The sequence below is a fragment of the Erythrobacter rubeus genome (genome assembly GCF_014705715.1).
GTDB lineage: Bacteria > Pseudomonadota > Alphaproteobacteria > Sphingomonadales > Sphingomonadaceae > Erythrobacter > Erythrobacter rubeus.
Map to the genome: position 1 here is coordinate 458,249 of NZ_JACXLC010000001.1, position 13,148 is coordinate 471,396.

Sequence of the window (13,148 nt, forward strand, 5' to 3'; positions counted from 1 at the left end):
GTGATCGAGCGTATCCGTAACATTGGCCCAGGCGCGCTCGTGACCGCCGCCTTTATCGGGCCGGGCACCGTGACTGCATGCACGCTGGCTGGCGTCAATTTCGGATACGCGCTGCTCTGGGCGCTGCTGTTTGCTACTCTCGCGACGATCGTGCTGCAGGAGATGGCTGCCCGGCTGGGCGTCGTCACCCAGAGAGGGCTGGGCGAGACGCTCGCGCAATTGCTCAAGCGCTCGATCTGGCGTTGGCCGCTGATCGTTCTCGTCGGCCTCGCGCTCTACCTTGGAAACGCCGCCTACGAAGCGGGCAATCTGTCGGGCGCTGCGCTCGGTATTGCGGCGATTGCGGGAGAGTCCGAAGCAGTGTTTGCCGCGAGTATCGTCACAATCGCGCTTCTCGCTTCTGTTTTGCTGTTGGCTGGGACTTATAAACTGGTTGAAAGAGTCCTGCTTGCGCTCGTCGCGATCATGGCTGCTTCATTTGTTGCGACATTCGCCATCGTCCGACCGGACCTCGGGGGCATGGCGACAGGGCTGCTCGTGCCCTCGATACCCGATGGCGCGCTGCTTACAGTGATCGCGCTGATTGGCACTACAGTTGTGCCGTACAACCTCTTCCTTCACTCCAGCGCCGTCCGCAACAAATGGTCAGGCCCCGAGGATTTGACCGCCGTTCGCGCCGACACCGCCATCGCAATCGGTATGGGCGGATTGATCGCCATCCTGATCGCGTCGACCGCGGCGGCGAGTTTATTTGCTGCAGGAATGTCTGCCGAGAGCGCAGGCGATCTCGCCCGCCAGTTCGAGCCGCTGTTTGGCTCAGGTGCGAAATACGTGCTGGGGGTCGGACTGTTTGCTGCCGGGTTGACGAGCGCAATCACCGCGCCGCTCGCGACCGGGTATGCGATGACGGAGATATTGCAGTTCGCGGGTGGTCAGAGATCGTGGGCGTTCCGGCTCATCAGCCTCAGCGTCATCCTCATCGGGGCTGCTCTGTCCTTAACCGGCATCCGTCCAATCGAGATCATAGTGACGGCGCAATTTGCGAACGGCCTCTTGCTGCCGATCATCGCCGCGTTCCTGCTCTATGTCGTCAACCAGAAGGCGGTCCTAGGGCGCTATGCGAACGGCAAAATTGCAAACGTTCTTGGCGCAGGCGTGCTTCTCATCGCAACCGGGCTCGGTGTGAGGCTGATCGTCGCCGCTTTCTCGTGAAGCCGTGAGACACTCGGTTGCGTCGGATCAGACCACCCCGAAGGCGAGCATGGCGTCGGCGACTTTCTTGAACCCGGCGATATTGGCGCCCTTTACGTAGTCGACATATCCCTCTCCCTGGTCGCCATATTCGACGCACTTGCCGTGGATGCCTTCCATCAATTCGGTCAGCATGTCGCCCAGCCTGTCCTGGTTCCAGCTGATGCGTTCGGCATTTTGGCTCATTTCCAGGCCCGAAACCGCAACCCCGCCGGCATTGGCTGCTTTGCCCGGGCCGTACATGATTTTCGCATCATGGAAGACCTTCACGCCGTCGAGGGTGGTGGGCATGTTCGCGCCTTCGGAAACCGCGATACAGCCATTATCGACCAGCGCTTTGGCTTCGTCCTCGTTCAACTCGTTTTGCGTTGCGCATGGCAGAGCAAGATCGCATTCGACATGCCAAGGGCGCTCGCCTTCGTAGAAGGTCGCGTTCGAGAATTCATCGGCGTATTCGCTGATCCGTCCGCGCCGGTTGTTCTTCAGATCCTTCACCCAGTCGATTTTGTCCTGATCGATCCCGTCTGGATCGTGAATGAAACCGTCGGAGTCGGACAGCGTCACGACCTTGCCGCCCAGCTTCGTCATCATCTCCGCAGCATGGGTCGCGACGTTTCCTGAGCCCGAAATGACAGCGGTTTTCCCTTCGATGCCGTCGTCCTTGTGATTGAGCATGTTACGCAGGAAATAGACGGCGCCATAGCCGGTGGCTTCGGGACGCATCTGCGATCCGCCATATTCGATCGCCTTGCCGGTGAGCACGCCCTCCCAGCGGTTGGTGATCCGCTTGTACTGCCCGAACATATAGCCGATTTCGCGCCCGCCGACGCCGATATCGCCCGCCGGAACATCCGTATCCGGCCCGATATGGCGATAGAGCTCCGTCATGAAGCTTTGGCAAAACCGCATGACTTCGCTGTCACTCTTGCCTTTCGGATTGAAGTTCGAACCGCCTTTGCCGCCGCCCATTGGCAGGCCGGTGAGCGAATTCTTGAACGTCTGCTCAAAGGCGAGGAACTTCAGAACGCTCTCATTCACGCTCGAATGGAACCGAATGCCGCCTTTGTAAGGACCGATGGCATTGTTGTTCTGGACGCGCCATCCGCGCTGGACGCGGATGTTGTGGTTGTCGTCTTCCCAGCAGACTCGAAACGAGACGACACGATCGGGCTCGGCAATTCGGCGCAGAATCTGCGCTTCGTGATATTCCTCTTTGTCGTCGATAAACTCGAAGATGTCCTGCGCCACTTCCTGGACGGCCTGGATGAATTCGGTCTGTCCCGGATTGCGTTTCTTCACGCCTTCCATGAATTTTTCGATGTCGACGTGGTCGGAAACGGCCAATTTTGTTCTCCAAATCAATTTGATTGGAAAACAGGTAGTCGCGGCATTCGTTCCCCTCGAAACGACGGGCCGCTGGAGCGAGAACGAGGCGTATTTCGGAGCTCGGGTTGCAAAAGGCAGGTAGGTCTTTAGGAGTCCGCGCATCTTCCAGCGCCGGATTTCGTCATCCAACGCGCACAGCGCGCCGACCGCGCTTACCGAAAATGCCAATGGCCTGACGGTCAACAGACCCGAGAAAATCTTCCATGACCAGCGAGACTGCTGAGCCTTCATCATCATCGTCGCAGAATCTGCCGATCGAACCACCGATCGTCGATTTGCCCATACCCACGCATGATCGCGGGTTTTACGATGGTTTCAGCCGCGAGGTTTCCATCCCGGCGAAGATCATCGTTTCGCTCATCATCATGTGGGCGATCTTCTTCCCGGTCAGGGCCAGCGATACGCTTCAGCTCGCCAATTCGACGATCATTTCCAGTTTTAGCGGTTGGTATGTCTATCTTGTGGCTAGCTTGATCGCGGTGTGTTTCGCGCTGGCGATCTTTCCCCGCAGCGGCAGGCTTCGCCTTGGCTCGGCTGACGAGAAACCCGAGTTTTCGTTCTTCTCCTGGGTCTCGATGCTGTTCGGGGCCGGGATTGGCATCGGAATGCTCACCTATTCAACGGGTGAGCCGCTCGCGCACTTTGCGAGCAACCCCGACATCATCCGAGGCACGATCGAAGCGCAGTCGGCGGAGGCCGTCCGCCCTGCTTACATGTGGACCTTCCTGCATTGGGGTTTCGGCGCGTGGTGCACTTATGCGCTGGTCGGCCTCGCGATATCCTATGTTTCTCACCGGAGAGGTTTGCCGCTCACGATCCGGTCAAGCCTTGCGCCGCTGTTCGGAAAAGGCATGTCCGGGCTCGCCGGTCATGTGGTCGATATCGTCGCTGTGGTTGCAACGATTCTTGGGGTGGCAGTGACGATGGGACTTGGAGTGCAGCAATTCGTCGCCGGGCTGCACAGGATTGGCTTTGGTGATTGGCTACTGGCCCAGGATGGTTCGGCAACGCCGATGGCGATCGTGGTGGCGCTTCTGTTGCTGGTGGGCGCGTCAACGATCAGCGCGCTTTCGGGTGTCGGCCGCGGGATCAAGTGGCTTTCCAACATCAACATGACGCTTTCGTTCGCCCTCTTGGCGCTTTTCGCCTTTGTTGGTTCGGGGCTTTACGGCCTGAAGCTGCTGGGGGTCGGCATTTGGGATTACTTCGTCACTCTTCCCGCGCATTCGCTAACGCTGTTTTCGTCGGCGGGCGACGCGGCTGGCGACGCCCTTGTCCAGTGGCAGCTCGACTGGTCTGTCTTCTATTGGGCATGGTGGATCGCCTTTGCGCCCTTCGTCGGTATGTTCATAGCGCGTATTTCCCGGGGGCGTACGATCAGGGAATACGTCTTTGGCGTGGCGATGGTCCCATCGCTGATGTGTTTCATCTGGATGGCGATGGTCGGCGGGACGGCAATCGATCTCGAACTAAGCGGTGTCGCCGACGGGGCGATTATGAGCACAGGCATATCGGACCAGCTTTACGCGACGCTCGCGGTTATGCTGAGTCCTGAAATGGCATTGGTTGTTTCGGGGCTGGTTGTGGTGCTTTTGATGACATACCTGATCACGTCCGCAGACAGTGCGATCCTGATCGTCAACACGATCAACGGCGCGGGTGACGATGAAGGCAGCCGCCGATATCATATCTTCTTCTGGGGCATTGCGCTCGCATTCGTGGTGGGATCGATGCTGATACTCGGCGGCATCGACGCGATCCGGATCACCATGATTATCGGCGCCTTGCCATTTTCTTTCGTGGTGCTCGCAATGGCCGTGTCGATCATCAAGGCTGTCGTTTTCGACCTGATCCGCAAGAAGCACGGCATCCCAACGACAGCCGAGGGTTGCGAAGACTGGGATGGTCTGCCGCAGCCGTAGAGTGTTCAGGTGCCCGTCCTCTGTTGCCAAGTTGCAACATCGTGAAACAGTTCTGGAAATAATCAGTGCGTCCGGTGGCCGGCCGAGTAACCGATTGTTATCGCCCTTTCAAACGCGTGCACTTCTTTGCCTTTCTGCGCGCGTGACTGGATGTCGCTGGTGCATTTGAGCATCGCAATCCGGTTCAGGCCAAATCAGGGGCATTTTAATGTCGAAATTCGTCGGCGGCGCGTCAGCAAGCGCGCTCGCAATCGCTATTGCATCACCTGCCGTCGCTCAGGAAGCGACCGCGCAATCCGAACAGGCCGAGCAGCGCGGGGGCGTGCAAACTATTGTCGTCACCGCGCAGCGCCGCACCGAAGACCTGCAGGACGTGCCGGTCTCCGTTTCCGCCATCGGTGCCGAACAGCTTGAAGAGCTCAACATCGATACGTTCGAGGATTACCTTGAGCAGATTCCTTCGGTGACCGCAGGGGGCAACGGCCCCGGCCAGAGCACGATCTACATTCGCGGCCTAGCCTCGACCACGCCCAACATCACGGTTGCAGGCGTTGCGGGGCTTGCTCCCAACGTGGCGCTGTATCTCAACGACCAGCCGCTCTCGCAGCCGGGCCGTAACCTTGACGTGTACGCCGCCGACCTTGAGCGGATCGAGGTCCTCTCCGGTCCACAAGGCACGCTGTTCGGCGCAAGCTCGCAGGCCGGCGTGGTCCGTCTGATCACCAACAAACCCAGCCTCTCAGGCTTTGACGCTGCGTTTTCGACCGGCGTCTCCTTCACCAAGGGGGGCGAGGCGAGCTACCAGGGCGAGGCGATGATCAACGTCCCTGTGTCAGAGACGATAGCGCTGCGCGGCGTGGTCTATCTCGATGACCAGGGCGGCTATATCGACAACGTTCCAGGCACCATCAATCTCAGCGAGAGCGCACGGTTCCGTCCCGAGGGCTTCGTTCGCGAGAACGGTGTGCCGGTGAATGCCAATCGCGCCGGCTTTCAGTCGACCGCGGATCTGAGCGGTGTCACTTTCCTGGATGCCGACAATGCAGGCATTGCCGAGGACGACTTCAACGACACGCAGTACACCGGTTTCCGTGTCAGCGGTCTGTGGGAAGTCACCCCGGACTGGACGGTCACCGTGTCGCACCAACGCCAAAGCCTTGAGAGCGACGGCGTATTCTTCGCCGATCCCGAACTGGACGGCCTCGATGACCTCGAAATCTCGCGCTTTGAGGAAGACCGCCTGGAAGACGACTTTTCGAACACCAGCTGGACGGTCGAAGGCCGTATCGCGATGCTCGATGTCATCTATACGGGCGCCTACACCGATCGCGAAGCGGAACAGCGCGCCGACTACACCGATTACCTGTTCGCCGGTCAGTATCTGCCGTACTACATCTGCGATGGCTCGGTCAGCTATCCGGGTGCGGGTGTCGATCCGGCTGGAACGTGTCAGCCGCCGAACCTCTTCGTGAACTCGCTCAGCAACACCGAAGTGTTCACGCAGGAACTGCGTTTCAGCACACCTGAAGACTGGCGCATCCGGTTCCAGGGCGGCGGTTTCTACTCCGATCTCAGCCTCGAAGAGCGCGTCGACTTCGCTTATCCGGGTAATGTGGTCGCGCAGCCGTTTGGTCCGTTCGCACCGAATTTTCCGCAGACGACAGGCTTCATTTCCGATCCTGGCCCGTTCCCGGCCTCGACGATCTTCCGCAACGACATTCGCCGGACCGATGAGCAATTCGGCATTTTCGGCGAAGCGAGCTTCGATATCGTGCCCGACTTGCTCACGGCCACGTTCGGTGCGCGTTATTACGATGTCGAGGTGGACTTCGAAGGCAGCGCCAACGGTTCGTTCTGCAACAGCTTCAGCGACGTCGATCAGAACGCCTTCGGCACCGACATCAGCGATCTTTACAATGGTGATGGTCAATTCACCTTCATCGGATCGTGCGATCCCGCCTTGCGTCAGACTTTCGATTTGGACGACAGCCTCGAAGAAATCCAGGCAGCCGGTCTTTCCGCAGCGCAGGCGCAGCAGGTGTTCAACGCTGTTCGCGCGCCCGACACTGCATCGACGAGCGGCACTATCTTTAAAGGCACTCTCACGGTGACGCCAACCGAAGACCTGCTGTTCTATGCCACCTATTCGGAGGGCTTCCGGCCCGGACTGCTGAACCGTCCTGGCGGTGCTGTGGCACCGGGGACCGGCTTCGTCGTTCCGTTCGAAGTCGACACTGACGAGGTGGAGAATTACGAGCTCGGGTGGAAGACCGACCTGCTGGACGGGCAATTCCGCTTCAACGGCAGCGCGTTCTTCGTCGATATCTCGAACCTGCAAACGCAGATTTTCGATCCCTCGATCACCAACCTGTTCTTCTCGTCCAATGCGGCCGATGCCGAGATCTACGGGATCGAGGCCGACTTCACCATCGCACCCTATGCTGTGCCGGGCCTGACAATTGCGGGTGCTTTCTCGATCCTCGATACCGAAATAACGGAAGTGCTCATCCCGACCACCGATGTGATCGAAGGTGAGGAACTCGCCTACGCTCCGGGTTTCCAGGGCAACCTTCGCGCGCGGTACGAATGGGATCTGTCGAACACGCTTGAGGCATATATCCAGCCGCAGGTGACCTATTCGGATTCGAAGTTCACCGACATAATCGAAATCAACAAGATCGAGCTTGATAGCTACACGTTGTTCGATCTGGCGGTGGGCATAAAGGCCGACCGTTGGGGCTTCGAAGTGTTCGGCGAGAACCTGTCCGACGAACGCGCCGAAATCTCCGGCATTTTCGGGAATGACCGCGAACGCATCATTACCAACCGTCCGCTGACGGTCGGCATGCGCGTGTCGTTCGACTACTGATCCGATCGGACTAAAAAGCTGGCGGCGGGAGTGGGCAGACAGGTTCACTCCCGCCGTTTGCTTGTTTAAGGCAGCAACATGACGCCGCGCGATACCAACTTGAAGAGCGCCCAGCAGAAGATGCAGGCGGGCGACTTCTCCGGCGGTCTCGACGTCGCTGAGGCCATGCTTGCCGACGATTCTGCGGACGGTGAGGCGCTCTACCTTGCGGCCGTCGCCTCGCGCTATCTGAAGCGTTTCGACGAGGCTTCGCAGCACCTGTCCAACCTTCATGCGGCGATGCCCGAATACGGCCGAGCCTGGCAGGAGGAGGGGCACCTCGCGCTCGCCCAGGGAGACAAGGCCGCAGCGCTCTCGGCGTTTGTTCGCGCGGTGCGGTTCAACCCGGCGCTGGAGGCAAGCTGGCGCGAACAGACAAGATTGCTGGGCGAAGCAGGCAGAACCGCTGAAGCTGGCGCCGCATATGCGCAGCATCAGCGTTTGGTGAACCTTCCGCGCGAACTGGTCGCGGTAACAAATCACCTGGCGGAAGGGCGGTTGATCCGCGCCGAGGAAATCTGCCGCCACTATCTGCGCCAGAACCCTCGCAGCGTGGAGGGGATGCGGCTTCTCGCCCAGATCGGAATCGAACTTGGCATTCTGGACGATGCCGAATTCCTGCTCGAAAGCGCGGTGACTTTTGCGCCCGACGATATCCAGCTGCGCCTCGATTATATCGACGCTCTGCGCAGGCGACAGAATTTCAAGAAAGCGCGCGAGGAAGCAGAGACCCTCTACGCGCGCGATCCCGAAAATGTCCTGTTCCAGTCCCGGCTCGCGATCGAGAGCATGCAGACCGGAGAATATGATCGCGGCCTCAAGCTGTTCGATGCAGTGCTTGAGAAGATTCCGAACGATCCAGCCAATCTGACGAGCAAGGGCCACGCGCTCAAGACCACCGGCGCGCAGAGCGAAGCGATCGACAGCTACCGGCAGGCGATAGCGGCAAAACCCTACCACGGGGATGCCTGGTATGCCCTTGCGAACCTCAAGACCTATCGGTTCGAGGACAGCGAACTTGCGGCGATGAAGGAGCAGGCAGAGCGGCCCGACCTTGCCTTCATGGACCGCGTGCACATTTCATTCGCGCTCGGCAAAGCGCTGGAAGACCGCGGCGATTACGAGGCGAGCTTTGGTTTTTACGACCAAGGCAACGCGCTGAAGCGAGCGCAAACGCGCTACAGCGCCGACAGCATGAGCGCCGAGTTGGCCAAGCAAAAAGACATCTGCACGCCGGACCTGTTCGAAAGGCAGGCGGGTAAGGGGCATGGCGCGCCCGATCCGATCTTCATTCTTGGCCTGCCGCGCGCAGGCTCGACCCTGCTGGAGCAAATCCTCGCCAGCCATTCGCAGATCGATGGAACCTTGGAACTTCCAAACATTCTCGCGCTCGCGCACCGCTTGCGAGGCCGCAAGGCCGGCCAGTCGCGCTATCCCGAAATCCTCCATGATCTGACTGCAGAACAGCTCGCAAAATTCGGTTCGGATTTCATAGAAAACACCCGCATTCACCGGCAGGACGCGCCGTTCTTCATCGACAAGATGCCGAACAATTTCCGCCATATCGGCCTGATCCACCTTATCCTGCCGAATGCGAAAATCATCGATGCCCGCCGCGCGCCGATGGATTGCTGTTTTTCAGGGTTCAAGCAGCTCTTCGCCGAGGGCCAGGAATTCACCTATGGCCTGCATGAGGTGGGCCGGTATTATGCCGACTATGTCGATCTGATGGACCATTGGGATGCGGTGCTTCCACGCAAGGTCCTGCGCGTCCAGCATGAGGATGTGCTCGACGATCTCGAAGGGCAGACGCGGCGAATGCTCGATTTTCTCGGGCTTCCGTTCGAAGAGGCGTGTCTCCAGTTTCACAAGACCGATCGGGCGGTGCGCACTGCCTCGAGCGAACAGGTGCGCGAACCGATCAATCGAAAAGGGCAGGGCGCGTGGCAGCCTTTCGAGCCGTGGCTTGCCCCCTTGAAAGAGGCACTAGGCGACCTGGTTTAAGCCAGCCGCGCCCCATCTGGCACGCCTTCGCCCGGTGCCGCGAGGACGATGGCCCCGTCCGCATCGGGAAATCCCAGCACCAGTACTTCGGACATGAACGGGCCGATCTGGCGCGGAGGAAAATTGACGACGGCCATCACTTTGCGACCCACGAGTTCCTCGGGCGTGTAATGGTCGGTGATCTGAGCAGAGCTTTTGCGCGTGCCCAAATCGCTGCCGAAATCGACCACCACCTTGATCGCGGGCTTGCGCGCCTCCGGAAACGGCTCGGCCGAAACGACCGTCCCCGCGCGAATGTCGAGCGCCATGAAAGTCTCAAAGGTCGTCTGTTCCATAGAGCCTGCGATAACGCTGCTCTTTCCATAAGTCACCGCGTGAGATAGATTGCGAACTGCAACCCAGCGCAGCGCAGGATACTATCGATGACAAGTTTCACACTCAACGGGCAGCCCGTGACGATAGACGCGGACCCGGCAATGCCGATCCTGTGGGTCGTGCGCGAGAAGCTTGGCCTTAGTGGCACGAAGTTCGGTTGCGGCATTGCGCAATGCGGGGCCTGCACGGTTCATCTGGACGGTGAGCCGGTGCGCAGCTGCTCGACGCCTCTCGCCCAAGCGGAGGGCCGCGAGGTGACGACGATCGAGGGGATCGCCGGTCCGGATGGCGAACTCACCAAAATCCAGCAGGCATGGATCAGCGAGCAGGTGCCGCAATGCGGATATTGTCAGTCCGGCCAGATCATGGCGGCGACCGCCTTGCTGCGCGACAATCCTGCTCCTTCGGACGAGGATATAGATGCGGCCATGTCGGGAAATATCTGTCGCTGCGGCACCTACACCCGCATCCGCCGTGCGATCAAAGTCGCCGCGGGGATCGAACAGCCGCTTTCCGAGCGCATGGCGGGGGAGGCCTGAGCCATGAGCGACCTGAATTCGAAGAAAGAGCGCGGCAGCCTTGCGAAGTGGAGCAGGCGCGGATTTATCGGCGCCGGTGTGCTGGCGGGCGGCGGCCTGCTGATCGGGATCGGCGTTCGTCCGGGCAACCCGGTAGACGCGCTGCGCCCCAAGGTTGCGGCTGGGGCAGGCGAGCAGCTCGTCAATTCGTGGGTCAAGATCGATGCGGACAATATCGTCACCGCAATCGTCCCGCACTGCGAAATGGGGCAGGGAGCGCATTCGGTTCTTGCACAGATGCTGGCCGATGAACTCGACGCTGCGTGGGAAGATGTCCGCGTCATGCAGGCGCCTGCCGACGGCAGCTATGTCGTCAGCGATACCGCGCGCATGTTCGTCGCACCGTTCACGATGAATGCGGCAGCTTGGATCGAGCCGACGTGGGATGGCCTGTTCACGCAGATTGGGCGCTTTACCGACGCAATGATCACCGGCGGATCCTCCTCCATTCGCTCGACTGGCCAGTACCAGATGCGCATTGCCGGCGCTGCGGCGCGCCAGATGCTTAAAGGGGCGGCAGCCGAGGAATGGGGCGTGCCCACATCGCAAATCACGACACGCGACAGCACTTTGTTCCACGAGCAGTCCGGCAGATCAGCGCCCTATTCGCGGTTTGCCGCCGCTGCCGCCGAGCAGCCGATGGATCACACGCCCCAGCTGAAATCGCCCGCCGAGTATCGCCTCATGGGCAAAAGCAAGGCGCGCACGGATATCCCGGCAAAGGTCGATGGGACAGCGCAATTCGGCATCGACGCAGCGCCCGAAGGGCTCGACCTCAGCTACGCAGCGGTCGTGCGCCCCCCGGTAAACGGCACCAGTGTCACGAGCATGAATGCTGAGCGCGCGATGCAAATGCCTGGAGTGCTCCAGATCCTGAACATGGGGGATTTTGTCGCGGTGGTCGGCGACAGCTATTGGGAGGCGCAGCAGGCACTTGGCGCGATCGATATCGAATGGAGCGAGGCCGAAAGCCCGACCCGCTCGACCGAAGATCAGTTTGTAGCGTTCGCGGCGGCGCTGGATGAGGCCGGCGACGATGGCGGCGATGAAGTCGCGGCAAAAGGCGACGCTACTTCTGCATTTGCCGATGCCGACACGTTGATCGAAGCGGAATACCGGGTACCTTATCTCGCGCATGCACCGATGGAGCCGGTCAATTGCACGGCGCTGGTCAAGGACGGGAAATGCGATGTCTGGACCAGCACGCAGGTTCCGCTCATGGCGCGCACGGCGATCGAGAAAGCGATCGGTCTGCCCAAAGACGACATCACCGTGCATCACCCCTATCTCGGCGGCGCTTTCGGGCGGCGGCTCGAAAACGATTACGTCACGATGGCCGCGCGGATCGCGAAGGCGACCGGCTATCCGGTGAAGATGATCTGGAGCAGGGAAGAGGACACGCAGAAGGGTGTTTACCGTCCAGCAGACCTCAGCAGGCACAAGGCGGCTCTCGGTGCCGACGGAAAGCTGGTCGGCTATGCGAGCATCTTCACGCAAAGACACGACCCGGCAGAGGCGAGCGTGCCGGCGATGTACAACATTCCCAACACCTCGGTTCGTGTCGCGGCATCGGATTTGCACCTGCCATTTGCAGCGTGGCGCTCGGTGGACCACTCGCAGCAAGGCTGGTTCGTCGAGAGTTTCATTGACGAGGCCGCCCATGCTGCTGGCAAGGATCCGCTTGAATATCGGCTAGCCATGCTGGGTAACTCGCCGCGTCACGCCGCAGTGCTGCGGAAAGTGGCAGAGATGAGCGACTGGAGCGCGCCCGCTGCCCAAGACACGGCGAAGGGCGTAGCCATTGTCGAGAGCTTCGGGACAATCGTGGCTGAAGTGATCGAGGTGGACATGGCGGCCGGCAAGCCGAAGATGACGAATTGCTGGGCGGTTTGCGATGCCGGTTTCATTATGAACCCCGATGGGTTCCGCAACCAGATCGAAGGCGGGATCGTGTTCGGCCTGACCGCGGCGATGTATGGCGAGATCGACCTCGTCGATGGCGCGGCCAAGCAGAGCAATTTCCATGACTACAAGATGCTCCGGATGAACGAAGTGCCTGCGATCGAGGTCGCGATCATCAATTCGGGCGATATTCCTGTGGGCGGTGCTGGTGAACCGGGTCTTCCCCCTGCGGCTCCTGCTCTCACCAACGCAATCTTCGCGGCAACCGGCAGACGCCTGCGTGAGTTGCCCATCGCGAAGCAATTCGCATGATCGACAGCCAGAGGGGCAAAAGGTCTGCGCGGTGTAAGGCAGCACTGAGTGCAGCTTTGCTTGCATTTACCGTCTCTGCTTGCGGCGGCTCGGAGGAGCAGGCGGTCGTCGAGCAGATCGTGGTGCGTGAGCCGGGCGATCCAGCGCCGATACCTTCCGTCCCTGCGGATGCGCCTGATCTGGTCGCAGCAGGAAAGTCCGCTTTTGCAATGTGCAGCGCATGCCATGTCGCGGAAGCGGGCGAGCCATCACTGGCGGGACCCAATTTGCACGGCGTGGTCGGCAGGCAGGCGGGCGTTCTCGGTGACTTCGCATATTCGGAGGCGCTCGCGACCTCGCAGATCACATGGGACGAAGCACAGCTCGATCGCTTCCTTGCTGACCCGGCAGGGACCCTGCCAGGCACGATCATGGTCGCCGGTGCAGTTGGCGATGCGGAGCGCAGAGCTGCGATCATCGCTTATCTTACGAGCCTGGACGAGTAATTCCGGGACCCCGACGCAAGTGAAT

9 protein-coding genes are annotated in these 13,148 nt (G+C 60.2%); 7 read left to right on the plus strand and 2 right to left on the minus strand.

The window, feature by feature from the left end:
- A complete protein-coding gene (locus tag IB285_RS02240) occupies window positions 1-1,212 on the plus strand; it encodes an Nramp family divalent metal transporter (protein WP_190786644.1) in 1,212 nt (403 codons plus the stop codon).
- A gap of 27 nt (window positions 1,213-1,239) precedes the next feature.
- Here the strand turns inward: IB285_RS02240 and gdhA are convergent, their stop codons facing one another.
- Window positions 1,240-2,595 carry an NADP-specific glutamate dehydrogenase gene (gene gdhA, locus IB285_RS02245; protein WP_190786645.1) on the minus strand — a complete coding sequence of 452 codons (1,356 nt, stop codon included), beginning with the start codon at window positions 2,593-2,595 and terminating at the stop codon, window positions 1,240-1,242.
- A gap of 245 nt (window positions 2,596-2,840) precedes the next feature.
- Between gdhA and IB285_RS02250 the strand changes: the two genes are divergently transcribed.
- From IB285_RS02250 to IB285_RS02260, 3 genes are all read left to right on the plus strand, one after another.
- Window positions 2,841-4,559, plus strand: coding sequence for a BCCT family transporter (locus tag IB285_RS02250; protein WP_190786646.1), 1,719 nt, complete (start codon window positions 2,841-2,843; stop codon window positions 4,557-4,559).
- 208 nt (window positions 4,560-4,767) lie between these two features.
- Entirely contained in the window at window positions 4,768-7,428 is a 2,661-nt protein-coding gene (locus IB285_RS02255; protein WP_190786647.1) for a TonB-dependent receptor, read from the plus strand.
- A gap of 78 nt (window positions 7,429-7,506) precedes the next feature.
- Window positions 7,507-9,471 carry a tetratricopeptide repeat-containing sulfotransferase family protein gene (locus IB285_RS02260; RefSeq protein WP_190786648.1) on the plus strand — a complete coding sequence of 655 codons (1,965 nt, stop codon included), beginning with the start codon at window positions 7,507-7,509 and terminating at the stop codon, window positions 9,469-9,471.
- Here the strand turns inward: IB285_RS02260 and IB285_RS02265 are convergent.
- The gene (locus tag IB285_RS02265; RefSeq protein ID WP_190786649.1) at window positions 9,468-9,806 is read right to left on the minus strand and encodes a tRNA-binding protein; all 339 of its coding nucleotides are present in this window, start codon (window positions 9,804-9,806) and stop codon (window positions 9,468-9,470) included. The genes IB285_RS02260 and IB285_RS02265 overlap by 4 nt on opposite strands.
- 87 nt (window positions 9,807-9,893) lie before the next feature.
- Here IB285_RS02265 and IB285_RS02270 point away from each other — a divergent pair, with 87 nt between their 5' ends.
- Genes IB285_RS02270 through IB285_RS02280 form a run of 3 tightly spaced genes read left to right on the plus strand, consistent with a single transcriptional unit; the run spans window position 9,894 to window position 13,123 of the window.
- On the plus strand, window positions 9,894-10,385 hold the full coding sequence (locus IB285_RS02270) for a (2Fe-2S)-binding protein (protein WP_190786650.1): 492 nt from the start codon (window positions 9,894-9,896) through the stop codon (window positions 10,383-10,385).
- Window positions 10,386-10,388: 3 nt separating this feature from the next.
- The gene (locus IB285_RS02275) at window positions 10,389-12,638 is read left to right on the plus strand and encodes a xanthine dehydrogenase family protein molybdopterin-binding subunit (protein ID WP_190786651.1); all 2,250 of its coding nucleotides are present in this window, start codon (window positions 10,389-10,391) and stop codon (window positions 12,636-12,638) included.
- Between the two features lie 56 nt (window positions 12,639-12,694).
- Window positions 12,695-13,123, plus strand: coding sequence for a c-type cytochrome (locus IB285_RS02280; protein ID WP_190786652.1), 429 nt, complete (start codon window positions 12,695-12,697; stop codon window positions 13,121-13,123).
- The last annotated feature ends 25 nt before the right edge of the window (window positions 13,124-13,148 follow it).

Bases quoted from the DNA above. Each gene is read 5' to 3' on its own strand.
- IB285_RS02265 (WP_190786649.1), bottom strand. From the start codon at position 9,806: ATGGAACAGACGACCTTTGAGACTTTCATGGCGCTCGACATTCGCGCG.
- IB285_RS02260 (WP_190786648.1), top strand. From the start codon at position 7,507: ATGACGCCGCGCGATACCAACTTGAAGAGCGCCCAGCAGAAGATGCAG.
- IB285_RS02255 (WP_190786647.1), top strand. From the start codon at position 4,768: ATGTCGAAATTCGTCGGCGGCGCGTCAGCAAGCGCGCTCGCAATCGCT.
- IB285_RS02275 (WP_190786651.1), top strand. From the start codon at position 10,389: ATGAGCGACCTGAATTCGAAGAAAGAGCGCGGCAGCCTTGCGAAGTGG.
- IB285_RS02270 (WP_190786650.1), top strand. From the start codon at position 9,894: ATGACAAGTTTCACACTCAACGGGCAGCCCGTGACGATAGACGCGGAC.
- IB285_RS02250 (WP_190786646.1), top strand. From the start codon at position 2,841: ATGACCAGCGAGACTGCTGAGCCTTCATCATCATCGTCGCAGAATCTG.